The sequence below is a fragment of the Streptomyces sp. NPDC093097 genome, assembly GCF_044754325.1.
GTDB lineage: Bacteria > Actinomycetota > Actinomycetes > Streptomycetales > Streptomycetaceae > Streptomyces.
This window is the reverse complement of record NZ_JBIVOW010000007.1, coordinates 230,792-253,454: the sequence shown is the minus strand read 5'-3', so window position 1 is coordinate 253,454 and position 22,663 is coordinate 230,792. Positions and strand designations below refer to the sequence as shown.

General features: G+C 74.7%; 21 protein-coding genes. 11 read left to right on the top strand and 10 right to left on the bottom strand.

Translation table 11 applies throughout. The annotated features are described in order from the left end of the window. Nucleotides 1-142: 142 nt before the first annotated feature. The 4 genes from ACIQE0_RS15205 to ACIQE0_RS15190 form a co-directional block, all read right to left on the bottom strand. Nucleotides 143-805, bottom strand: coding sequence for a CBS domain-containing protein (locus tag ACIQE0_RS15205; RefSeq protein WP_366328823.1), 663 nt, complete (start codon nt 803-805; stop codon nt 143-145). 136 nt (nt 806-941) lie between these two features. Further along, nucleotides 942-1,856 (bottom strand): universal stress protein, encoded by a 915-nt coding sequence (locus ACIQE0_RS15200; RefSeq protein ID WP_402332283.1) that lies wholly within the window; start codon nt 1,854-1,856, stop codon nt 942-944. Nucleotides 1,857-1,953: 97 nt separating this feature from the next. Next, nucleotides 1,954-3,453, bottom strand: coding sequence for a sensor histidine kinase (locus tag ACIQE0_RS15195; RefSeq protein WP_402332028.1), 1,500 nt, complete (start codon nt 3,451-3,453; stop codon nt 1,954-1,956). Next, nucleotides 3,450-4,187 (bottom strand): response regulator transcription factor, encoded by a 738-nt coding sequence (locus tag ACIQE0_RS15190; RefSeq protein WP_366328829.1) that lies wholly within the window; start codon nt 4,185-4,187, stop codon nt 3,450-3,452. Before ACIQE0_RS15190 ends, ACIQE0_RS15195 begins: the two co-directional genes overlap by 4 nt. A 143-nt stretch (nt 4,188-4,330) precedes the next feature. On the opposite strand from ACIQE0_RS15190, the gene ACIQE0_RS15185 reads away from it, so the two are divergent. The 3 genes from ACIQE0_RS15185 to ACIQE0_RS15175 all read left to right on the top strand — a co-directional run bounded on the left by ACIQE0_RS15185 (nt 4,331) and on the right by ACIQE0_RS15175 (nt 6,966). Next, nucleotides 4,331-5,692 carry a ferric reductase-like transmembrane domain-containing protein gene (locus ACIQE0_RS15185; RefSeq protein ID WP_402332025.1) on the top strand — a complete coding sequence of 454 codons (1,362 nt, stop codon included), beginning with the start codon at nt 4,331-4,333 and terminating at the stop codon, nt 5,690-5,692. 43 nt (nt 5,693-5,735) lie between these two features. Continuing rightward, the gene (locus ACIQE0_RS15180) at nt 5,736-6,158 is read left to right on the top strand and encodes an FMN-binding protein (RefSeq protein ID WP_402332022.1); all 423 of its coding nucleotides are present in this window, start codon (nt 5,736-5,738) and stop codon (nt 6,156-6,158) included. A gap of 64 nt (nt 6,159-6,222) precedes the next feature. Further along, the gene (locus ACIQE0_RS15175) at nt 6,223-6,966 is read left to right on the top strand and encodes an FAD:protein FMN transferase (protein ID WP_402332280.1); all 744 of its coding nucleotides are present in this window, start codon (nt 6,223-6,225) and stop codon (nt 6,964-6,966) included. Nucleotides 6,967-6,980: 14 nt separating this feature from the next. Here ACIQE0_RS15175 and ACIQE0_RS15170 read toward each other — a convergent pair whose 3' ends face one another. Then, nucleotides 6,981-8,666, bottom strand: a complete 1,686-nt coding sequence (locus ACIQE0_RS15170) for a CocE/NonD family hydrolase (protein WP_402332019.1) — start codon at nt 8,664-8,666, stop codon at nt 6,981-6,983. Between the two features lie 202 nt (nt 8,667-8,868). On the opposite strand from ACIQE0_RS15170, the gene ACIQE0_RS15165 reads away from it, so the two are divergent. Continuing rightward, nucleotides 8,869-9,192, top strand: a complete 324-nt coding sequence (locus tag ACIQE0_RS15165; protein ID WP_366328837.1) for a putative quinol monooxygenase — start codon at nt 8,869-8,871, stop codon at nt 9,190-9,192. Nucleotides 9,193-9,264: 72 nt separating this feature from the next. Here the strand turns inward: ACIQE0_RS15165 and ACIQE0_RS15160 are convergent, their stop codons facing one another. Both ACIQE0_RS15160 and ACIQE0_RS15155 read right to left on the bottom strand, forming a co-directional pair. Then, nucleotides 9,265-10,026, bottom strand: a complete 762-nt coding sequence (locus ACIQE0_RS15160; protein ID WP_402332016.1) for a DUF72 domain-containing protein — start codon at nt 10,024-10,026, stop codon at nt 9,265-9,267. Nucleotides 10,027-10,150: 124 nt separating this feature from the next. Beyond that, nucleotides 10,151-11,443, bottom strand: a complete 1,293-nt coding sequence (locus tag ACIQE0_RS15155; protein WP_402332013.1) for an erythromycin esterase family protein — start codon at nt 11,441-11,443, stop codon at nt 10,151-10,153. A 433-nt stretch (nt 11,444-11,876) separates the two neighbouring features. Between ACIQE0_RS15155 and dnaK the strand changes: the two genes are divergently transcribed. Together dnaK and grpE are read left to right on the top strand one after the other, a co-directional pair. After that, the gene (gene dnaK, locus ACIQE0_RS15150) at nt 11,877-13,751 is read left to right on the top strand and encodes a molecular chaperone DnaK (protein WP_402332010.1); all 1,875 of its coding nucleotides are present in this window, start codon (nt 11,877-11,879) and stop codon (nt 13,749-13,751) included. Next, nucleotides 13,748-14,401: a nucleotide exchange factor GrpE gene (grpE, locus tag ACIQE0_RS15145; RefSeq protein ID WP_402332007.1), complete on the top strand. Its 654-nt coding sequence runs from the start codon at nt 13,748-13,750 to the stop codon at nt 14,399-14,401. The genes dnaK and grpE overlap by 4 nt, the downstream gene beginning before the upstream one ends. Nucleotides 14,402-14,479: 78 nt before the next feature. On the opposite strand, the gene ACIQE0_RS15140 is transcribed toward grpE, so the two are convergent. Further along, nucleotides 14,480-16,015, bottom strand: coding sequence for a nitrilase-related carbon-nitrogen hydrolase (locus ACIQE0_RS15140; protein WP_402332005.1), 1,536 nt, complete (start codon nt 16,013-16,015; stop codon nt 14,480-14,482). Between the two features lie 212 nt (nt 16,016-16,227). Here ACIQE0_RS15140 and ACIQE0_RS15135 point away from each other — a divergent pair, with 212 nt between their 5' ends. Both ACIQE0_RS15135 and ACIQE0_RS15130 read left to right on the top strand, forming a co-directional pair. Then, the gene (locus ACIQE0_RS15135; protein ID WP_402332002.1) at nt 16,228-17,505 is read left to right on the top strand and encodes a sensor histidine kinase; all 1,278 of its coding nucleotides are present in this window, start codon (nt 16,228-16,230) and stop codon (nt 17,503-17,505) included. Further along, on the top strand, nt 17,502-18,245 hold the full coding sequence (locus tag ACIQE0_RS15130) for a response regulator (RefSeq protein WP_402331999.1): 744 nt from the start codon (nt 17,502-17,504) through the stop codon (nt 18,243-18,245). The genes ACIQE0_RS15135 and ACIQE0_RS15130 overlap by 4 nt, the downstream gene beginning before the upstream one ends. On the opposite strand, the gene ACIQE0_RS15125 is transcribed toward ACIQE0_RS15130, so the two are convergent. Then, nucleotides 18,221-18,430, bottom strand: a complete 210-nt coding sequence (locus ACIQE0_RS15125; protein WP_402331996.1) for a hypothetical protein — start codon at nt 18,428-18,430, stop codon at nt 18,221-18,223. The two genes, ACIQE0_RS15130 and ACIQE0_RS15125, sit on opposite strands and share 25 nt — an antisense overlap. Between ACIQE0_RS15125 and ACIQE0_RS15120 the strand changes: the two genes are divergently transcribed. Both ACIQE0_RS15120 and ACIQE0_RS15115 read left to right on the top strand, forming a co-directional pair. Then, the gene (locus tag ACIQE0_RS15120) at nt 18,431-19,273 is read left to right on the top strand and encodes an alpha/beta fold hydrolase (protein WP_402331993.1); all 843 of its coding nucleotides are present in this window, start codon (nt 18,431-18,433) and stop codon (nt 19,271-19,273) included. It abuts the gene before it with no gap. Continuing rightward, complete coding sequence (locus tag ACIQE0_RS15115; RefSeq protein WP_402331990.1) at nt 19,270-20,616, top strand: cytochrome P450; 1,347 nt, start codon at nt 19,270-19,272, stop codon at nt 20,614-20,616. Before ACIQE0_RS15120 ends, ACIQE0_RS15115 begins: the two co-directional genes overlap by 4 nt. A 9-nt stretch (nt 20,617-20,625) precedes the next feature. Here ACIQE0_RS15115 and ACIQE0_RS15110 read toward each other — a convergent pair whose 3' ends face one another. Further along, entirely contained in the window at nt 20,626-21,528 is a 903-nt protein-coding gene (locus ACIQE0_RS15110) for a glutathione S-transferase C-terminal domain-containing protein (RefSeq protein ID WP_402331987.1), read from the bottom strand. A 449-nt stretch (nt 21,529-21,977) separates the two neighbouring features. On the opposite strand from ACIQE0_RS15110, the gene ACIQE0_RS15105 reads away from it, so the two are divergent. Then, nucleotides 21,978-22,436: an Rrf2 family transcriptional regulator gene (locus tag ACIQE0_RS15105; protein WP_366328859.1), complete on the top strand. Its 459-nt coding sequence runs from the start codon at nt 21,978-21,980 to the stop codon at nt 22,434-22,436. The last annotated feature ends 227 nt before the right edge of the window (nt 22,437-22,663 follow it).

Genomic DNA, 22,663 nt, shown 5'->3' with positions numbered 1-22,663 from the left:
CTCCCCTCGTTCACGGGCCGCCGGCGGCGACCGGCGGCCGACCTTGCTGTCCCTACGGGTCGCTGTGGGTCAAGTACACCTCCGGCGTGCGGTCACTGTCCGCCCCGGTGGGCCGTACGGGGGCACCGCTCCGGGGTGCCGGTCACCCCGGTTCGGGGGCCGGCTGGCCGGGCCGGGCGACGGCGGCGTCCGGCACGCTGCCGTCCCGGGCGGTGTCGTCGCGTTCGTAGGTGAGCCGGTCGATCACCTCGATGACGCCGTCCACGTTCTCGCAGAGCCGGACCGCGATCGGGACCAGGCTCCTGCGCTCCAGCGCGCCGATGAGCGTCACGGTGCCGTCGGCGACGTCGACGGTGACCGCGGAGGGTGCGACGCCGAGCGTGCGGGTCAGCACCTCTTCCAGGATCTCCTCCTGGATCGCCCGGTCGCGGCGCAGGAACAGCTGGACGAGGTCGCTGCGGCTGATCACCCCGATGAGCCGGCCGGCGTCGTCGACGACGGGGAGCCGCTTGACCTTGCGCTGCTCCATCTCCCGGGCCGCCTCGACCACGCTCCACTCCGGCCGTGCCACGACGGCGGGGCTGGTCATGATCGCTCCGGCGGTGGCGCCACCGGCCTTGGAGAGCTGCCGGCGCAGCAGGTCGGCTTCGGACACCACCCCCACCGGTCGTCCGTCGTCGTCGACGACCGGCACGGCGGTGATGTCGTACTCGTCGAGGAGGCGCGCGATCTCCCGGAACAGGGTGCCGTGCTGGACGGTGACGGCGTTGGGGGTCATCAGGTCGGCCACTGTGCGGTGCCTCATGGTGGGCCACTACCTCCGGATGTGCCTTGTTCGGTCGGCTCCGGCCGGTTTCGACCGGAGTCCTGTCTTCATGATCCCGCGTCGCGCCGCGGAACGGCGCACGGGGCCGTCGGGGCGCGACCTCCCAGCCGTGTTCCTAGCCGTGCGGGACGACGGCGACGGGGCAGGTCACGTGGTGGATGGCGGAGTGGGCGACCGGGCCGATCCGGGGGGCCGGGAGCCGTCGGTGCGGCCGGCGGCCGACCACCAGGAGCCCGGCTCCGCGGGCGGCCTCGACGACGGCGCGGGCCGGGCTGTCCGGCAGCACGGTCCGTTGCACCGGTACCTCGGGGAACCGCGCGCACCAGGGGGCGAGGGCCTCGCGCAGTTCGTTCTCCGCCGCCGTGGTCAGCTCGGTCGCCGCGTCGGGGTCGATGCCCCACGGGGTGTAGACGTGCGCGGGGAACGGGCGGCCGTGGACGAGCTGGAGCAGGACCCCGCGGCCGGCCGCGGCGTCGAAGGCGAAGTCCAGGAGCCGTTCGGCGGGGCCGCTGAGGCTGATCCCGGCCACGATCCGCGGGCGGGCGGCCTCGGCCACGGCAGGGGCCGGCGGTCCCCCGGCCGTCGGTCGCGCATGATCCGGCGGTTCGGGCCCCTCGGCCCGGACGAGGACGACCGGGCTCGCGGCCCGCGCCAGCACGCTCAGGCTGATGTCGCCGAGGACGAAGCTCTGCCACACGGTCAGGGCGCGGCTTCCCAGGACGAGCAGACGGGACTCCTCGGCGGCCCGCAGCAGCGCCGGTTCCGGCTCGTCCCCCACCAGGTCCTCGATGATCCGCAGGTGCGGATGGCGGCCGCGGACCGCGTCCGAGGCGTCGCGGACGACCTGGCGGGCGCAGATGTTCTGGTCGCGTTCGGGGGCGGTGTCCGGTGCCTGGGCGGCCAGCAGGATCCAGGCGTGCAGCAGGCGCAGCACGGCGCCCCGGCGGTGCGCCTCGTCGGCGGCCCAGTGCGCCGCGGCCAGGCTCTCGGCCGAGCCGTCGAGCCCGGCGGTGATGATCTCCGGCTCCATGGCTGTTCCCCAGACGCGGACGACGGTCGGCGGGCTCGCCCCGCGCTTTCGAGCCTGCGCGTCCGCGCCGTCGGGGGCCAGTGGGCCGAAGGGCACGTCATCGGGGTCGAAAGTCCCGGTCCGGCGGACCGTATGCCTCCGCCGCGGCCTCCTCCGGTCCGTCGGCCGGGCGGCTCGTCGGCAGGCTGACTGTGAACGCCGTCCGCCCCGGGCGGCTGGACAGCGCGGCCGTGCCGCCGTGCGCGGTGACCACGGCGTGCACGATGGCCAGGCCCAGCCCGGTGCCGCCGGCGGCGCGGGAGCGGCCGTGGTCGGCGCGGACGAACCGGCCGAAGACCTCGGACCGGAGTGCGTCGGGGACCCCGGGCCCGTCGTCGGCGACCGTCAGGCGCACGGTCCGGGCGCCGGCCCGCAGCCGTACGGTGACGGCGGTGCCGGCGGGGGTGTGGGTGCGGGCGTTGGCCAGGAGGTTGCCGATGACCTGGTGCAGCCGGTGTTCGTCGCCGGTCACCGTCACCGCGGTTTCGGGCAGGTCCAGCAGCCAGCGGTGGCCCGGGCCGGCCGCCCGGGCGTCGTCGGTCGCGTCCAGGACCAGGCGGGTCAGGTCGACCGGGGTGCGTTCCAGGGCCCGGCCGGCGTCGATCCTGGCGAGCAGCAGCAGATCGTCGACCAGGCGGCTCATCCGTACCGACTCGGCGTCGATCCGCTCCAGTGCGTGCCGGACCTCGCCGGGTACCGGTCCTCGGTGGCGGAGGGCGAGTTCGGCGTGGCCGCGGACGTTGGCCACCGGGGTGCGCAGTTCGTGGCTGGCGTCGGCGGCGAACTGGCGCAGCCGCTCCTCGCTGGCCTGGCGGCGCTCCAGGGCGTTGCCGACGTGGCCGAGCATGCGGTTCAGGGCGGTGCCGACCCGGCCGACCTCGGTCCGCGGGTCGGCCACCGGCACGGGTGCCGGCATGGCCACCTCGCCGCTGGCGAGCGGCAGTTCGGCCACGCCGTCGGCGGCCGCGGTGACCCGCCGCAGCGGACGCAGCGACAGCCGCACCCACAGCGCCCCGACGACGCCGGTGACCAGCAGCGCCCCGCCGAAGACGCCCGCCTCGACCGCCTCCAGCCGGTGCACGGTCTCCTCGACGGGGTGCAGGGGGAGCCCGGTGACCAGGACGTCGCCGTCGTCCCCGGAGACCGCGTTGAGCCGGTAGCCGCCCAGTGCGGACAGGTGGACGGTGTGTGCGGTGCCGTCGGCCGGCAGTGCGGCCAGTGCGCTGCGGTCGTGGGCGGTGAGCGGTACCGGGGCGTCGGTGGCCTGGCGGACGACGGCGGCCCGGGCGGGGGCGGCGGACAGCAGCCGGGCGCCGAAGGTGCCGTCGGCCTGGCCGCGGGTGTCGGGCCGGTTGTCGGCGTCGGGCCTGGCCTCGTGTTCCAGGCTGGCGGCGAACCGGCCGGCGGAGGCGGACAGCTGCTGGTCCAGGCGTCCGACGAGGAATCCCCGGAGGGCGAGGACGGTGGTGACGCCGACCGTCACGCAGGCGAGCGCGAGGAGGGCGACGAGCCCGGTGGTGAGCTGGCCGCGCAGGCTGCGCGGGAGCGGCGGCCTCATGCGGGTTCGGGCTTGAGGACGTAGCCGACCCCGCGCACCGTGTGGATCATGGCCGGCCGGCCGGCGTCGATCTTCTTGCGCAGATAGCTGATGTAGAGCTCGACGACATGGGCGCGGCCGCCGAAGTCGTAGGACCAGACCCGGTCGAGGATCTGGGCCTTGGAGAGCACCCGGCGCGGATTGCGCATCAGGAACCGCAGCAGTTCGAACTCGGTGCGGGACAGCTCGACGAGGTCGCCGCCGCGGAGCACCTCCCGGGCCTCCTCGTCCATGACGAGGTCCCCGACGACCAGCCGGTCGCCCTCGGGCTCGCGGGCCATACCGGCCCGGCGGAGCAGGCCGCGCAGCCGGGCGAGGACCTCTTCCAGGCTGAACGGTTTGGTGACGTAGTCGTCGCCGCCCGCGGTGATGCCGGCGATCCGGTCCTCGACGGAGTCCCGGGCGGTGAGGAAGAGCACACAGACCGTCTCCAGTTCCCGGCGCAGCAGGCCCAGGAGGTGGAGGCCGTCGGTGTCGGGCAGCATCCAGTCCAGGACGACGGCGTGCGGGCGGAAGGACCGGGCCTCGGCGAGCGCGGTGGCGCCGTCGGGCGCGGTCCTGACCTGCCAGCCCTCGCCGGCCAGGGCGCCGGAGAGGACGTCGGTGAGGTCCGGCTCGTCGTCGATGACCAGGACCCGGACCGGTGAGCCGTCCGCGCCGGTCGGGCGGGCGGGGGTGGTGCGGTGGTTCGTCATGGTGCCTCCAGCATCCCTTGTCCCGGGAGGTGCCCGGTGCCCGGCCGGCTCTGAGTTTCCTGTGAATCCGGGGGCCGGGTGGTCGCTCAGAGGTTCCTCAGAGGTTGCGCTGCCACGCTGGCGGCCCCTTGGAACGGAGCCCCATGAGTGTTCTCGCCCCTCCCCGTACCGATGTGCCCACCAGCCGGTTCGTGCGTCGGCCGGCCGTCGTGGTGCCGGTGCTGGCGCAGCTCGCCGTCTGGGCGGGCGCGGCCGGTGTCCTGGCCCTGTGGTGGGCCGACACCGCGTCGGTGACCGGGGTGGCGGGCTGGCTGACCGGGGCCGGGCGGATCACGGGGCTGCTGGCCGGGTACGGCTGTGCGGTGCTGGTGGCGCTGATGGCGCGGGTGCCGCTGCTGGACCACACCGTCGGGACGGACCGGCTGGCCCGTTGGCACGCGTGGGGCGGGCGGTACACCGTCGGCCTGGCGCTGGTCCACACCCTGCTGATCGTCTGGGGCTCGTCGCTCACCGTGCACAGCGGTGTGGTCCAGGAGACCGCCACCCTGGTGTTCCACTATCCGGACATGCTGAAGGCCACCGCGGGCTTCCTGCTGCTGGTCGGCACGGGTGTGGTCTCCGCGCGGGCCGCCCGCCGCCGGCTGAGCTACGAGACCTGGCACTACCTCCACGGCGCCACCTACGCGGCGCTGTTCCTGGTCTTCGGGCACCAGCTGTCCAACGGCGCGGACTTCGTGGGCGACCGGGCCGTCCAGCTGGCCTGGTACGCCCTGTACGGCGGGGTGGCGGCGCTGGTGGTGTGGTTCCGCTTCCTGCTCCCCCTCCGCCGGGCGCTGCGCCACCGCCTCCGGGTGGCGGAGGTCCGCCCGGAGGCGCCGGGGGTGTGCTCGGTCCACCTCACCGGCCGGCGGCTGACGGACCTGGGGGCCGAGCCGGGGCAGTTCTTCCGCTGGCGCTTCCTGGCGCCCGGGCTGTGGTGGACGGCCGCCCCTTACTCGCTCTCCGCGCCCCCGCTCCCCGACCGGCTGCGCATCACGGTGAAGGCGGCCGGCGGCCACAGTGCGGCGCTGGCCCGGCTGCGGCCCGGTACCCGGGTCTGGGCGGAGGGTCCCTACGGGGCGTTCACCGCGGCGCGGCGCAGCGCCCCGAAGGTGCTGCTGCTGGCGGGCGGCGTCGGCATCACCCCGCTGCGTGCGCTCTTCGAGACCCTCCCGGGCGAGGTGACCCTGCTCTACCGGGCCCGCCGTCCCGAGGACCTCGCGCTGCGCGGGGAGCTCGACGCGATCGCCGCCGCCCGGGGCGCGGTGGTGCACTACGCCGTCAGCCAACCCGCCGGATTCTCCTGCCCGTTGACGGCCCGCGCGCTCGGCCGGCTGGTTCCGGACCTGGCCGCGCACGACGTCTATGTCTGCGGGCCGCCGGGCATGGCCGAGGCCGCGCGCCGCGCCCTGCGGGCGGCCGGCGTCCCGCGGCGCCGCATCCACCACGAGTCCTTCGACTTCTGACACCGTCTCCCGATTCCGATCCGCCCCGCAAGGAGCCACCGCGTTGCGCCGATCCCTCCTCACCACCGCGTCCACCAGTGCGCTGGTCGTCCTGCTGCTGTCGCTCAAACCGCACCAGCCGCCGGAGCCGGCGGCGCTCGCGCCGGCGCCGTCCCCGACCGGCGCCCGGCACCCCGGTGCCCGACCCGCCGACGGCACCTACACCGGTGCGGCGGTCCCCACGCGCTACGGAACGGTGCAGGTCGCGGCCACCGTCAAGGCCGGCCGGCTGACCGCCGTGAAGGTCCTCAGCGCCCCCTCCGACAACGGGCGCGACCGGGAGATCGCCGCCTACGCCCTGCCCCGTCTGACGCAGGAGGCGCTGAGCGTGCACGGTGCGGCGATCGATGCGGTCTCCGGCGCCAGTTACACGAGTGCGGGCTATGTCCGCTCGCTCCAGAGCGCGTTGGACCGGGCCAGTGCCTGAGCGCGTGCGGCCCGGGCGGGCGCCGGAGCGGGAGGGCGCCGGGCTGCGGCACGTCGAGCACGTCATGGGCACGGTGTTCTCCTTCGACGTCCGCGGTCCCGTCACACCCGCCGTGACGGCTGCTCTGGAGGCGGCCGTGGACTGGCTGCACCACGTCGACCGGGTCTTCTCCCCCTACCGCCCGGACAGCGCGGTGAGCCGCCTCGCCCGCGGCGCGGTGCAGCCCGAGGAGTGCTCGGCGGAGGTGCGTGCGGTCCTCGCCCTGTGCGAGACGGTGCGGTGCGCCACGGACGGCTGGTTCAGCCCGCTCGCCGGCGGTGTCCTCGATCCGTCGGGCCTGGTCAAGGGGTGGGCGGTGGAAGGGGCCGCGGAACGGCTCCGGGCCGCCGGCGCGCGGCACATCTGCGTCAACGGGGGTGGCGACCTCCAGCTCATCGGCGGCGCGGCCCCCGGTGTCCCCTGGCGCATCGGCATCGCCGATCCGCTGCGCCCGGACGCCCTGTGCGCGGTCGTCACCGGTCATGACCTCGCCATCGCCACCTCCGGCACCGCCGAGCGCGGTGCGCACATCCTCGATCCGCACACCCGCGCCCCGGCCCGCGGGCCGGCCGCCCTGACCGTCGTCGGCCGGTGGTTGGCCATGACCGACGCCTACGCCACGGCCGCCTACGCGATGGGGGCGCGGGCGGCCGGCTGGCTGGCGTCCCGGCCCGGTTACGAGGCGCTGGCGGTCACCGAGGACGGCGGGTCCTGGCACACCCCGGGCTTCCCCGCCCACGGCACACCGCTGCTCGCCGCCCGCCCCTGACCGCGCCCCGGCGGTCACCGCAGCGGCAGCGTCAGCTCGGCCGGGCCGTCCGCCGGGGAGCCGAACGCCACGCTGCTCCCCCGCGGTGTGCGGCCTCCGTACAGCGGGTCCGCGGTGTCCAGGACCAGGGCGAGGCGGTGGCCGGCGGGCAGGTCGTAGGCGGTGGGGAAGAGGGTGACGTCGAGCGGGACGGGGCGGCCGGGCCGGGTACCGGTCCAGCTCTGCGGGGCGTGCGAGATCAGTTTGCCGACGCCGAGGGCGTCCACGTCGTAGAGGTAGGCGAAGGCAGTGCCCTGCGGTGCGGACGCGGTGACGGCGGTGTGCAGGTGCGCGGCGCCGCGGAGGTGTTGGGCCGTCGCGTACGGTGCCGTCTGCCAGACCGCGGCGGCGTGCGGCGGCAGCAGCGGGACGAGGACGGTGGGCGGCAGGCCGACGACCTGGTCGAGCAGTCCGGACAGTTCGGCGATGCCGCCGTCGGCCCCTGAGTCGGTGCCGCCGGCCACCCGGCGCCACCAGCCGGTCGCGGGGGCGTTGGTGCCGAGCGTGCCGGTGCCGTGCGGGTCGGGGCGGCCCAGCGGCAGGTGCGCGGTGCGGGAGCTGACGGCCTGCCAGCTGGGATGGTCCTCGTGGCCGCCGGTCGGCCGGACCTGGAGTTCCACCCCGTCGCGCGCCCCGTTGGCCGGGGCGGAGCCCTTGAGGTGCCGGTCGAGCCAGTGCCGGGCGTCGGTCCAGGTGGCGTTGTCCAGTCCGAGCAGGCCGGTCACCTCTTGGGTGGCGTGGTCGCCGGGGCGCAGTTCGAGGCGCTTGGGGACGGTCAGCCGCTGGTAGAAGGCGGTGATCTGGCCGGGGTTGAAGATGCTGTCGCCCCAGGCGTTGGCCAGGAAGACGGCGGTGCCGTGGGCGTTGATGCGGTCCACGTAGGCGGCCGGTGAGCGGGTGTGCGCCCACTGGACGACGCGGGGCAGGTCGCGGTCGGCGAAGAGGTCCGCCAGCGTCCGGGCGAACTCGGGGCTGCGGCGGCCGGTCGGGATCTGGATGGCGGCGAGCAGGCCGGCGGCCTGGAGGTGCCGGGTCCGGCCGCTGTAGAGCGCGTCGGCCAGGTCCGCCCAGCCGCTGAGCGAGGCGACGGCCTTGACCCGCGGGTCGAAGGCGGCGCCCATGAGCGTCAGGCCGCCGCCCAGGGAGAGGCCGACCATGCCGACCCGGTGCCGGTCGGCCGGGGTGTGGGCGAGGGACCAGTCGATCACCGAGGAGACGTCGGCGGTGTCCTTGGGGCCGGCGACGTCGATCTGTCCTCCGGAGCCCCAGAAGCCGCGCACGGTGTAGGTCACCGCGACGTAGCCGTCGGCGGCCAGCTTCCTGCCCTGGGCCACGTACTCCAGGTCGTTCTGCCCCCAGCTGGCGGGCTGGACGACGAGGGGGTAGTGGCCGTTCCGGTCGGCGCCGGGGGTGCCGGGGGCGGGGGTGAACACATCGGCCTTGAGGACGGTACCGTCCTTCATCGGGATGTCGGCCAGGCGGAACGACGGGGCGGCGGTGGCCGCGGGCCGTTGCCGGCCTACCGACGCCGGCGACGCCGCCGCGGGACCGATCGGCACGGCGAGGGCCAGGGAAACGGCAACTGCCGTTGCGCACAAGCCCGTTGCCGCACGGCGTCGTCGACTCAAGGGGTTGCCTGCGGTACGGCGGGATCGCGCCATCGCTGCTCCAGGGGTTCTGTCCGCGGCGCCACGACGGCGTCCGTGCGGTGCGGTGATCGGGAGCGTAGGACCGCACGGCCGCCCGGGGCGAGAGCACGATCGGCCAAATTACCGGCCGGTAACGCGCCGTGACCTGCGGCGATTTGAGCGGCCGGCGGGTGGCGAAATGCGAGGGATATGGCAAATGATTTAAGGTATCCGGATGATCTTTATCGTTGTGAAGTTCCCCGTGAAGCCCGAGCACGTCGAGGAGTGGCCCGAGAAGGTCGCCGCGTTCACCGACGCCACCCGGCAGGAGCCCGGCAACCTCTGGTTCGAGTGGTCGCGCAGCATGGCGGACCCGAACACCTTCGTGCTGGTCGAGGCGTTCCAGGACGACGCCGGCGAGGCGCACGTCAACTCCGACCACTTCCGCGCCGGTCTGGAGGCGATGCGTCCGCTGCTGCGCCGCACCCCCGACATCGTCAGCACCACGATCGAGGGCCAGGACGGCTGGAGCGCGATGGGCGAGCTCAAGATCGGCTGACGCCCGTGCCGGAGGGGAAGCGGCGGGTCGCCTTGGGGGCGGCCCGCCGCTTCGTCGTCCCCGCCCGCGGGGCTACCGCCCGGACGGGGTGCGGGTCACCGTGCGGTCCGCGGCGGCCGCCGCGCGGGCGAAGCGGACGGCGTCCAGGACGGCGGCGCCGCCGGGGTCGTTGTTGAAGTACGCGTAGACGTCGGCCCGGTCGGGCCAGGCGTCGGCGATCCGGTGCACCCAGGCGTCCAGGGCCTGCCGTCCGTAGCGCGGCCAGGGTTCGGCCCGGCCCTCGTGGAAGCGCAGATATCCCCAGTCGGCGGTCCGCCACAGTGGCGTCACGGGCCGGGAGCCGCGGTCGGCCCAGCACAGTGCGGCGCCGCGGCGCTCCAGTACGGTACGGATCCCGTCGGTCCACCAGGAGTCGTGGCGGGGTTCGACGGCGACCCGGGTTCCGGCGGGGAAGCAGCCCAGGCAGGTGTCCAGCAGGCGGGCGTCCGCGGGCAGGGTGGGCGGCAGTTGGAGCAGGACGGGGCCGAGCCGGGGGCCGAGGTGCGTGGCGCGGGACATCAGGCGCTGGACCGGTTCCTCCGGATCGCGGAGCCGTTTGATGTGGGTGAGGTAGCGGCTGGCCTTGACCGCCATGACGAAGCCGGCCGGCGTCCGCTCCCGCCAGTCTTCAAAGGTCCGGGCCTCGGGCAGCCGGTAGAAGGCGGCGTTGCTCTCGACGGTGGCGAAGTGCCGGGCGTACTCCGCCAGCCACTGCCGCTGCGGCACGTCGGGCGGGTAGAGGACGCCGCGCCAGTCGCGGTACTGCCAGCCGGAGGTTCCGAGGTGGAGGGTCATGCCCGGATGCGTCCCCGGTCCGGTGCGCGGCGTACCGGCCGCCGGGGTGGGTGGCGGAGGCCCCGTGGGCAGGGCCTCCGCCTGGTCTGGGCTAGTCGGCGGCCGGATCGGGCGGCCGACTGGTTCAGAACGGAACGGACGAGTCCCGGGTCACCTCCGGAACGGACAGGACGGCGTCGAACGCCGCGGGGATCGCGGTGGTGACGACGGCGCTCTGCGCCCGGATGCGGTTGAGCAGCGGCGTGCCGGCGGTGTCGCGCGGTGACCGGCGGAGGTCGGTCAGGGTGATCCGGTCACCGAGCCCGGCGTCCAGGAGGGCGGCCTCGACGCTGCCGGGCTCCGGGGACGCCAGCGGGGTGTCCCGCACGGTGAAACCGACCGGGCTGTGCTCGTCCAGGCACATCTCGGGGATGTGGTCGGCGGTGTGGGTCACGGCCACCGTGCGGTAGGCGTCGCCGAGCGTGCGCACCAGGTGTCCGCCCATGGGCAGCGCACTGAAGGCGTCACCGAACTCCACCGGGGTCTTCTGGATGTGGCTGTTGTGTGCGACGAGGGCGATGCGGGTGCCGGGGGCACTGTGCTCCAGGTGCCAGCGCACCGACTCGGCCAGGTAGACCTCGCGGACCCCGAGGTCGGCGCCCTGGCCGCGGCCGGTCTGGAGGGCGTGCATCGCCTGGAACAGGTAGTCGGTGTGCGCGGCGGCCTCCACCCGGCGCACGGCGATGTCGTAGCGGTCCTGGCCGCCGTGTGCCACGCACTGCGGTGCGGTGGCCCGCAACCGCAGCCGGAGCCGCGCCAGGGCGGCGGTCAGTGCGTTCTGGTCGGCCGGGTCGAGGCGGGCCCAGGCGGGTGCCGCCGCGGCGCCGGAGCCGCCGCAGAAGCGGTCCCCGATCTCCAGGGCGGTCTCCAGCAGGGGCAGCGCTTCGGGGTCGGCCTCCCGGAGGTAGTCGCCCACCGGTTCCAGGGCGGGCCGCAGCGCGCCGCCGGCTTCGGGAAGGTCGAGGCCGGCGAAGCGCAGGGGGTGGCCGCTCTCTCGGTTGTGCCGGCGCAGCCAGTGCAGGAAGCCGGCGGCGCCCCACTCGGCGGCCGCCCGGCTCACGTCCGCCAGGCCGTCGTCGGCGCCCTCCCCCTGCGTCCAACGGTCCAGCGCGAAGGCTTCGCTGAAGCCGAATTCGAGGGCGAGGACGGTGAATCCGCACCGCTCGGCGAGGAACCGCACCACCCTCTGGCGGGCGAGCCAGAACTCCTCGACGAAGTGGGCGCCCTCGCCCACGGCGACGACCCGGGCGCCGTCGGCGATCTGCCGGAGCGGTTCGAGGTCGTCGAGGGGTCCGTGGGGGTCGAGGGAGGACAGTTCGGTGGCGTGGACGCGGAACCAGTCGGCGAGCGGGCGGGGCGCGGGGGTCTGGTCAGGCATGGATCACAGTCTCTTCTCGTGCGGAGGTCCGAAAGGGGCGAGCGTCCGGGGGCCGGATCGGCGGCGGGACGCGTACACGCAGGCGTGGTCGGCACCGGGCCGTTGGCCGACCGGTGCGCCGCGCCTGCCAGAGGACGCCGTCAGAGGAAGTTGCTGTGTGCGGGCATGCGGCGGACCGTAGCACCGGCCGCGGCGCCCCCGCAGCCGAATTTCGGCGGACTCGGGCACGGCCCGCCCACCATGGGGAACATGGGCGACAAAAGGTGCATCTTGACACGCGCCGGGGCACGTTCTATGCAGATGATGTAGCCGGCCTGGCCGCGATATCGGCAGGTGAGAGGGGTTACGAGGGATACGGCCGAGCGCCGCCCCTCGGGGCGGACCGTCCGCCGCGCCGTCGCCCCGGATCGGGCCGCAAGACGAGGAGAAGACCATGGCACGAGCAGTCGGTATCGACCTCGGGACGACGAATTCAGTGGTCAGCGTGCTGGAGGGCGGCGAGCCCACGGTCATCGCCAACGCCGAAGGGGCCCGGACCACCCCCTCGGTGGTCGCCTTCGCCAAGGGCGGCGACGTCCTGGTCGGTGAGATCGCCAAGCGCCAGGCCGTGACCAACATCGACCGCACCTGCCGCTCGGTCAAGCGCCACATGGGAGACGCGCAGTGGCGCTTCCCCGACAGCGGCGATATCGACGGCAAGCGCTACACCGCGCAGGAGATCTCCGCGCGGGTGCTCCAGAAGCTCAAGCGGGACGCCGAGGGCTACCTGGGCGAGGACGTCACCGACGCGGTCGTCACCGTCCCCGCGTACTTCAACGACTCCCAGCGCACCGCGACCAAGGAGGCCGGCGAGATCGCGGGGCTGAAGGTGCTGCGGATCGTCAACGAGCCCACCGCCGCCGCCCTGGCCTACGGCCTGGACAAGGAGAACGACCAGACCATCTTGGTCTTCGACCTCGGCGGCGGCACCTTCGACGTCTCCCTGCTGGAGATCGGCGAGGGCGTCGTCGAGGTGAAGGCCACCAACGGCGATACGCACCTGGGCGGCGACGACTGGGACCAGCGGGTCGTCGACCACCTGACCAAGCAGTTCAAGAACGCGTACGGCATCGACCTCTCCCTGGACAAGATGGCCACCCAGCGGCTGCGCGAGGCCTCGGAGAAGGCCAAGATCGAACTGTCGGCGGCCAGCGAGACCACGATCAACCTGCCGTATCTGACCGCGTCGCCCGAGGGGCCGCTGCACCTGGACGAGAAGCTCACCCGCGCGCAGTTCCAGCAGATGACGGAGGACCTGCTGGAACGCTGCAAGGCCCCGTTCCACAATGCGATCAAGGACGCCGGGATCAAGGTCGACGACATCAACCACGTGATCCTGGTGGGCGGTTCGACCCGGATGCCGGCCGTGACGGAGCTGGTCAAGGAGCTGACCGGCAAGGACCCGCACAAGGGCGTCAACCCGGACGAGGTCGTCGCCATCGGCGCCTGCCTCCAGGCCGGTGTGCTCAAGGGCGAGGTCAAGGACGTCCTGCTGCTGGACGTCACCCCGCTGTCCCTCGGTATCGAGACCAAGGGCGGCATCATGACCAAGCTGATCGAGCGCAACACCACGATCCCCACCAAGCGCTCGGAGATCTTCACCACGGCCGAGGACAACCAACCGTCCGTCCAGATCCAGGTGTTCCAGGGCGAACGGGAGATCGCGGCCTACAACAAGAAGCTCGGGATGTTCCAACTCACCGGTCTGCCGCCGGCCCCGCGCGGCGTCCCGCAGATCGAGGTCTCCTTCGACATCGACGCCAACGGCATCATGCACGTGACCGCCAAGGACCTGGGCACCGGCAAGGAGCAGAAGATGACCGTCACCGGCGGCTCCTCGCTGCCGAAGGACGACATCGACCGGATGGTCCGCGACGCCGAGCAGTACGCCGAGGAGGACCGCCGCAAGCGGGAGGCCGCCGAGACCCGCAACCAGGGCGAGCAACTGGTCTACCAGACCGAGAAGTTCCTCAAGGACAACGAGGACAAGGTGCCCGCCGACGTCAGGACCGAGGTCGAGAGCGCCGTCGGCGAATTGAAGGAGAAGCTCAAAGGCGAGGACACGGCCGCGATCCGCACCGCCTCGGAGAAGGCCGCGGCCGTCTCCCAGAAGCTCGGCCAGGCCATGTACGCCGACGCCCAGGCTTCCCAGGCCGCGAGCGGCGACGCCACGGGGGCCGGTTCGGGAGCCGGCCAGGCCAAGGGCGAGGACGAGGTCGTCGACGCGGAGATCGTGGACGACGGCAAGCAGGAAGGAGGCGGACGATGAACCGTCCGACCGATGTCGGTCGTCTCCCCCGCCCGCCGCTCGCGCTCGTCGGGCGCACCGGACCGGAGGGGGGACCGGCCCCGCCGCCCCGGCCGGAGTCGGACCCCGGGCGGCCGGGGCAGGACACCGGCCGCACCGCCCGGCGCGGCTCCGCGCCGCCCGACGCCGGCCGCACCGGTGCCCAACAGGCCGACGCCGAGCGGCTGGCGGCCGAGCTCCGGGAGCGCACGGCCGATCTCCAGCGGCTCAAGGCGGAGTACGACAACTACCGCCGCCGGGTGCACCGCGACCGGCTGGCGGTCGGCCAGATCGCCCTGGTCAACGTGCTGGAACGGCTGCTGCCGGTGCTCGACGCGCTGGCCGAGGCCACCGAGCAGGGCGAGGTGACCGGCGGTTTCCGGCGGGTCGCCGACGTCCTGGAAACGGAGTTGGCGTCCCTGGGCCTGGTGTCCTTCGGCACCGTGGGCGAGCCCTTCGACCCGACCGTCCATGAGGCGATGGCCTACCGCCCGACCTGGTCGGGCGGTAGGGCCGCGGCGGGCGCACGCCCGGTCTGCACCGAGATCGTCCGCCGGGGCTTCCGGGTGGGCGACCGGCTGCTGCGTGCCGCCCAGGTGACCGTGACCGGCCCGCCACCGCCCTCACGGTGAGCCCAACTCGGCCGGTGTGACGCCGCGTTGCCGGGGCCTGCCCGACGCTGAACCGTCGGGCAGGCCCTGGCCGGGGCGTCAGGCGGACGGCCGGCGCCGGGCGACCGCGCCGGCCGTCAGCAACGCGCCGACGCCCGCCAGGCACAGCCAGGCGAAGGCGTCCCCGATCCGGTCGTAGACCGTGGTGGTGCCGTGCAGCGGTACGTACGCGACGGTGGCCTGTCGGTCGGTGGTGAAGTAGTCCGTGGCGGCCAGCGTCCGGCCCTGGTTGTCGAAGGCGGCCGAGACGCCCTCGGCGTCCTGGCGGAACAGGGCGTAGCCGGACTCGACGGCCCTGACCGCGGCCTTGCGGGTGTGCACGCGCCCGAACTCCGGCCAGTCGTGGGAGGGGACCAGCATGAGGTCGGCCGGGACCCGCATCAGGCCGGGGAAGTCGGCGTCGTAGCAGAGGGCGTTGGCGATCCGGCCGTACGGGGTGGTGACGGTCGGGACGCGGCCGTCGCCGGGGGTGTAGGTCTCCGAGCCGGGGATGGGGTGGGCCTTTTGGTACGTCCATCGCACGGTGCCGCGGGGGTCGATGAGCAGCGCCTCGTTGCGGCCGTAGTCCGGTGCGTGGGCGGTGTGGATGCGCAGGCCGATCTCCAGGTAGATCCGGGGGCCGCGGGCCGCTTCCCGGGCCGCCTCGATGGCCGCGGACTCGTCCGGGGCCAGGACCCGGGCCGCCTCCTCCGGCCAGACCACGATCTTCGCGCCGGCCGCGGCCTCCCGCCGGGTGGCGGCCAGCAGGCTGTCGAGCACGGCGCGCAGGGCCGGCCGCAGGCCCTGCGGCGGGTGGGCGACGAGACCGGCCGGCCCGCCGGTGACCTGGGCGTACTGCGCCTTCTGGGCCCGGACCAGGGCCGCGTCCGCGCTGACCCCGGCGATCCGCACCGTCGGGCCGTCGGGCGGGGCCAGCGCGAGCCGCGCGCCGCCGGCGAGGACGACGGCCAGCAGCACCGCGGCGCAGGTGACGACGGCGCGCCGGGCGGCGGCCCATGAGGCGCTCTCCCAGAGGTGGTTGAGGGCCGAGGCGCACCAGGCGAGGAGGAAGCCGATCCCGTAGGAGCCGGTGACCGAGACCAGTTGCAGCAGCGGCAGCACGCCGGTCTGGGTGGCCGCCAGCGAACCGTAGACGGTGCCGAACGGGCTGAGCAGGGTGATCAGGAACTCGGCACCGGCCATCGCCGCCGGGAACGTCAGCAGCGCCGCCCAGGGCCGCAACCGCCCTATGAGCAGACGGTCCAGGAGGTAGGGCAGGGTCAGCAGCGCCGCGAGTCCGGCCACGCCCGCCAGGACGACGGGGTTGAAGCCCAGCGCCGATTCGGCGACCCAGAAGACCGCGGCGCCGGTGTTGGCCAGCCACAGCCACAGGGCGCCGGCCCAGGGGCGGCCGGTGCGGGCGAAGCGGAGCAGCAGGACGGGGAAGATCCAGGCCGCGGCGGCGATGTCCCAGCGGCCGCCGACGGCGAGGAGGTGTGCCGCGGTGCCCAGGGCCAGCAGCGTCCAGCGGGTGCGGGCCGATGGCGTCCGGGCGCGGTCGCGTCCCGTCCGGCCGTCGGGGCTCGTCGTGTTCACGTGGTCCGTCGGTCCTCTCGGTGTGGTGGGCGGTGCGCCTCGCGCCGCCCGGTCGGGTTCCGACGTTAGGAAGGCGGGGGTGTCCGCGGCGTCGTCCCGGATGCCGAAACCCCGCCGGTCCGCGCACCTTTGGTTGCGTCGGCGGGCGGTCCCGTCCCCTCCCTGCGGACGATCACGGCCCGCGGTGTGCCTGGTTAGCCTTGCGGTCAGTCATGAACACTCATTCCTCGGCCGCGCTGCGCGGCGCCTGCCGCCGGCTCGCCGACCGGCGTCCCTGGCTCGGTGATCTCGCGCTCGGCGGCGGGCTCACCGCGATCGACATGCTGACCCTGCTGGCCCGGCACCCGGCGCCGGGAGCGGTGGGGGTGCTGCTCTGGGGGCTCCAGACGCTGCCGTTGGTCTGGCGCCGCCGGTGGCCGCGCTCGGTCCTGTGCGCGATGACCGTCGCGTTCGTCGTCTTCGAAGCGGCCGATCCGGTGCCGGGCAAGATCCCGGGTCCCTATCTGCTGATCTTCGCGGTGTACGCGGTGGCCCGCCGCACACCGGTCCGCTCCGGGCTGCCCTGGACGGCGCTGTCGCTGCTGACGGCGGTGGCCACCGACCTGCTCACCGGCCGGGGCGGGCCGCCGCAGCTCGGTTCGCTGGAGCCCGTCACCGCCACCACCTTCGTCGTCTTCTACGGCGTCGCCTGGGTCCTGGGGTACGGGCGGCGGCGGATCACGCGCCAGGCGGACCGGCTGCGCGATCTCAACCTCCGGCTCGGCGAGGCCAACGGGCGTCTACGGGAGGCCAACTCCCGGCTCCGGGACGCCAACGAGCACCTGCGCGCCGCGCGGGAGCGCAACGCCCGCCAGGCGGCGGTCACCGAACGGGCCCGGATCGCCCGCGACCTGCACGATGTGGTCGCCCACCATGTGAGCGCCATCGCCGTCCAGGCGCGCGCCACCGAGGAGGTGCTCCAGGACGACGTGGCCGACGGTCGGCGGGGCGTGCTGCGGATCGCGGAGACCGCCGACACCGCGCTCGTCGAAATGCGCCGGATCCTCGGCCTGTTGACCGCCGGCGAGGACGGGGACGGCGGCGCCGGACTCGCGCCGGAGCCGTCCCTCGACCATGTCGACCGGCTGTTCGCGGCGGCCGAGGCGGCCGGCTGCCGGGTGACCGCGGCGCTGGACGACACGCTCGGCGTACTGCCGCCCGCGCTCCAGATATCGGCGTACCGCATCGTCCAGGAAGCGCTCACCAACGTCCTCAAGCACGCCGGCCCCACGGACGTGCACCTCGCGGTGCGCCGCAGTGGGGCGGCGCTGACCGTCGCCGTCGACAACGGGCCCGCGGCCGCGGGGCACCGGCCGCTCCCCGGGTCCGGCCGCGGCCTGATCGGCGTCCGCGAACGCGCCGCGGCGTTCGGCGGCACGGTGCACACCGGCCCACGCCCGCACGGTGGTTGGCAGCTGACCGCCACCCTTCCTCTGGAGGCCCCGGCATGACGATCCGGGTACTGCTCGCCGACGACCAGGAGATGGTCCGGGACGCCCTGCGGGCCGTCATCGACCGCCGCCCGGACTTCGAGGTCGTCGGCACCGCCGCCGACGGCGCGGAGGCGGTCGCCCGCGCCGTCGAACTGCGCCCGGACGTGGTCGTCATGGACGTCCGGATGCCCGGCACGAACGGCGTGGAAGCCACCCGTCTGCTGCTCGCCGACTGGCCGCACCCCGGGCCGCCGCCCCGCGTGCTGGTCCTGACCACCTTCGACCTGGACGAGTACGTGCACGCGGCGCTGCGCGCCGGCGCCGGCGGCTTCCTGCTCAAGAACAGCCCGCCGGACCAACTCGCCCACGCCCTGCGGGTGGTGGCCGATGGGGAGGCGATGCTCGCGCCGAGCGTCACCCACCGGCTGATCGGCGCGTTCACGGCGCTCCCCGCGGGCCTGCTGCCGGGCGCCCCGCCCGGGCCGACCGCCGCCGACCGGCGCCTCGACGCGCTCACCGCCCGCGAACTGGAGGTGCTGGTCCTGGTCGCCCGGGGGCAGTCCAACCGCCGGATCGCCGACGGGCTCGGGCTGTCGCAGGCCACCGTGAAGAGCCGGGTCAACCGCATCCTGACCCGGCTCGGCCTGGACAACCGCGTCCAGGCGGCGCTGCTGGCCCATGAGGCGGGCCTCCTCGACCCGGCCGCGGACCGGCCCCGGAAGGACGGCGGCGCTCACGGCGGGCCGGGCCGCCCCTGACCGGGCGGCCCCCCGGCCCGCTCCGCACCGGGACGGCGCCGGTGGCGGCCGGCGGCCGGCAGCGGTGCGCCGTACGGGCGTTGGGCGGGTGCGGCGCCCTTGCGGGGCGGTGCGGTGGCGGCCAGGGTGGTCGTCGTCCCGTCCGCTGCCGGGGGCACCCGGCCCGGAACCGCACTGGAGAGCACGTGACACCCTTCGTCCTCCCGCACGCCCTGCACGGCGGGGGCCCGCACAAGGTCATCGCGGTGCACGGGTGGCTGGCCGACCGGTCCGCCTTCGACCCCGTCCTGCCGGACCTCGACCGGGAGGCGTTCCAGTACGCCCTGGTCGATCTCCGGGGCTACGGCGCGGCGCGGGCGGAGCCGGGAGCGTTCACCACGGCCGAGGGCGCGGCCGATGTGCTGGCGCTGGCCGACCGGTTGGGCTGGCAGCGGTTCTCGCTGGTCGGCCACTCGATGGGCGGGAGCGTGGCCCAGCGGGTGGTGGCCGCGGCGCCGCGGCGGGTCCGCCGGCTCGTCGGGGTCTCCCCGGTGCCGGCCTCGGGGCTGCCGCTCCCGCCGCCGCAGCGGGAGCTGTTCTCCGCCGCCGCGCACGTCTCGGAGAACCGGCGGACCATCCTCGACCTGACCACCGGCGGGCGGCGCCCCGCCGCGTGGCTGGACCGGATGGTCGCGCGGTCCCTGGAGCGCAGCGAACCCGGCGCGTTCCGGGCCTGGTTGGATTCCTGGGCCGGCGAGGATTTCGCCGGCGAGGTGACCGGCTCGGCGGTGCCGGCGCTGGCGGTGACCGGGGCACTGGACCCCGCGCTGAACGCCGAGTTGACCCGCCGGACCTGGCTGCGCTGGTTCGCCGCGGGCCAGGTGGTGGAACTGCCCTCCGCCGGTCACTACGCGATGGACGAGACGCCGCTGGAACTGATCCGGACGGTCGAGGACTTCCTGCGCGCCGACGGCGACGACGGGGACGGCGGCTCCCCCGGTGGTACGGACGGCGCCACCGCCGCCGGCGACGGAACGGCGGCCGGATGACCGGCGGGGACCGCACGCCCGCGCCCCGGCCGGGCCCCGCCACGGCCCAACTCCCGGACGTCCCCGACGTCTTCGACCCGCGCCGCTACGCCGACGGACTGCCGCAGGACGCCTACCGGCGCCTGCGCGACCACCACCCGGTGGCCTGGCAGGAGGAGCCCGAGGTGCTCGGCTGGCCGGCCGGCCCCGGCTTCTGGGCGGTGACCCGGCACCGGGACGTGGTCCGGGTCCTGAAGGACGCGCGGACCTTCTCGTCCCATCTGGGCGCCACCCAGATCCGCGACCCCGATCCGGCCGATCTGCCGTTCCTCCGGCAGATGATGCTCAACCAGGACCCCGCCTCGGGCTCCCCCCACCGTTCGGACGAGGCCGGCTCCAACGATCACGGCCGGCTGCGGCGCCTGGTCAGCCGGGCCTTCACCCCGCGCCGGGTGGACCGCTTCACCACCGTCGTACGGGAGCGGGCCCGCGCCCTGCTGACCGCGGCGGTCGCCGCCGCGCGCACCGACGGCGACGGGGTGTGCGACCTGGTCACCGCCGTCACCGACGACTACGCGCTGCTCAACCTCGCCGACCTGCTGGGCGTTCCGCCCGGCGAGCGCGGGCTGATGCTGGAGTGGACCCGGCGGGTGATCGGCTACCAGGATCCGGACGAGGCCGGTCCGGCGGTGGCCGGCGCAGACGGCCGGCCCGCCAACCCGCGTTCCCCCGCGCTGCTCCAGGACATGTTCGCGTTCGCCCGCGAGCTGGCCGCGCACAAGCGGCGGCACCCGGGCGACGACGTCATGACGGCGCTCGCCGCCGACCGCGAACTGGCCGTGCCCGAACTGGAGATGTTCTTCTTCCTGCTGACCATCGCCGGCAACGACACCGTCCGCAGCGCCGCCCCCGGCGGGCTGCTGGCGCTGGCGCGGCACCCGGACGCCTATCGCGCACTGCGCGGCGGTGCGGTGGCCGTGGAGTCGGCGGTGGAGGAGTTGCTGCGCTGGCACACGCCGGTGCTGAGCTTCCGCCGGACCGCCGCCGAGGACACCGAACTGGCCGGCCGCCGGATCCGCGCCGGCGAGAAGGTGGTGGTCTTCCACGGTTCGGCCAACCACGACGAGCGGGTCTTCGCCGCCCCGGACCGGCTCGACCTCGCCCGCACCCCCAATCCCCATGTGTCCTTCGGGGACGGCCCGCACGTCTGCCTGGGCGCCCATCTGGCCCGCCTCCAACTGCGGGTGCTCTACGAGGAGACCTGCGCGCTGCTGCCCGCTGTGGCGGTCGCCGGACCGCCACAGCGGCTGGTCTCGAACTTCATCCACGGGCTGAAGTCGCTGCCCCTGCGGGTGGCGGCATGAGGCGCGAGGTCAGCGCGGCGCCGGGGTGACGTGCCGTTCCGGGGCGGGTGCGGTGGTGGTCCAGTCCACGATCTGCACGGCCGCCCCGGCGGCCTCCTGCCCCTGGCAACGGGCGTGGTGGCGGCGGGCGATGGCGTCCAGGTCGAGGTGGCGGGCGAAGGCGGGGTGGGCGGCGAGCCGGCGGGCGTAGGACCACAGGCCGCGGTGGTCGGCGATGCGGTGCACGGCCGCGGCGTCCAGGTGCCAGCGGTGGACGGTGTCGAGCTGGACCAGGGTGACCCACAACTGCACGTCCGCCGCGGTCGGTTCGTCGCCGAGGAGGAACGGGCGGTCGGCCAGTCGGCGCTCCAGCGCGGCGAGCGCGCCGAGCAGGGTGGCCAGGGCGGCGGCGTAGCCGGGGCGGTCGCTGCCGAGGCTGCCGGCGTGCTGGGCGGCCTGGTTGATGTCCCGCTCGCAGCGGTGGGCCAGCGTCTCGATCGCGTCCTGGGCGTGGGCCGGGTACAGGGCGGGGCCGTGGGTGCCGAACCGTTCGGCCAGGTCGCGGAGGATGTCCGGTGCGTGGTTGCTGACGATCCGCCCGGTCCAGCCGTCGCTGAGCACCGGGACGGTGGCCGGGGCACGGTAGGGGTGCGCGCCGGCCTCGTAGAGCGGGCGCAGCGCGGTGTAGCCGCCGTCCGGGGCGTCGGGGACGGCGGGGAGCAGGGTCATCGGAAGGGTGGTGTCGAGGTCGAGCAGGCTGTGGGTGAGGGCGATGGCCAGACAGTGCGGACAGGACGGGGAGAGGTACAGGCGGTAGCGGTGCGGGACGGGGTAGTGGCCGCTGCGCGCGTCGGGGCCGATGCGGCCTCGGAAGGCCGGCGCGGCGGCGGTGGCGGACGTCTCGGCGGAGGCTGCGGCAGCGGTGGTGGTCATACGAGTCCCTGGGTGCGAGGTCCGGTAGGTGGTCGTACGGGCGGGCGTCCGGCGGCGGTCACGCACGGACGTGCAGGGGCGGCGCCGTGACACCGGGCACCGACCAGGGGCCGCAAGGGGCGCGGCTATGGATGGGCCCGGCGCGGACGCCTCGTGGCAGCCCCTGGTGGCGGACTACGCCGCGCTGCAGACGCGCAGCAGGTCGATATGGCGGCGGGAGGTGAGAAGAGGAAGCGGCCGGTCCGCGCGTGCCCCGCGATCACCGTCCCGCTCGGTGTGCCCCATCGGTTCCCATCCGTTCGCCAGGATTCCTGCCTTCGAGTGTCGAGGTGCCACCGGGCCGCGTCAAGGGTGGTGCGCCGGCTCGGTTCCGGTGGTGAACCGACCGGCCCTCGGCGGTGTGCCGACGCCCCGCGCGCCCGCCCCGCCCGCTCGGGGATAATGCCGCCATGCGGATTTCAGCCAGAGCGGACTACGCGGTGCGCGCCGCGCTGCAACTCGCGCACGCCCGGGACGGGGGCCCGCTCAAGGCGGAGGCCATCGCCGACGCCCAGGACATCCCGCACAAGTTCCTCGAGGGCATCCTCAACGACATGCGGCGGGGCGGTCTGGTCCGCAGCCAGCGTGGCGGTAACGGCGGTTACCGCCTGGCCAAGCCCCCGGAGGAGATCACCGTCGCCGACGTGATCCGGGTCGTGGACGGACCACTGGTGTCCGTACGGGGCGTGCGCCCGCCGGAGTTGTCGTACACCGGCCCCGCGGAGTCCCTGCTCCCCCTGTGGATAGCGCTGCGCGCCAACGTCCGCCAGGTCCTCGACGGCGTCTCGCTGGCCGATGTGGCGTCGGCCGAACTCCCCAGCCGGGTGTCCGCGTTGACCCGCGACCCGGCGTCCTGGGCGAACCCGTAACGCTCCCGCGCGCACCCCACCACGGACCGGCGCCCCCGTCCGACCGCACGCCCTCCGTCCGCCGCACTTCTGCCTTTCCTCAAGCCCCCGGCCTACCCCGGGGCCGTCATCCCCCAGCCCCTGAAGGACAACGGGGGGCAACGGCCCGACCTGGCTGCCGTGCGCCGGTCGCGCCGGGCGGCGCGCCCCGATCCCGGCCGACCCTGCCGACGCCCAAACGGCCCGCG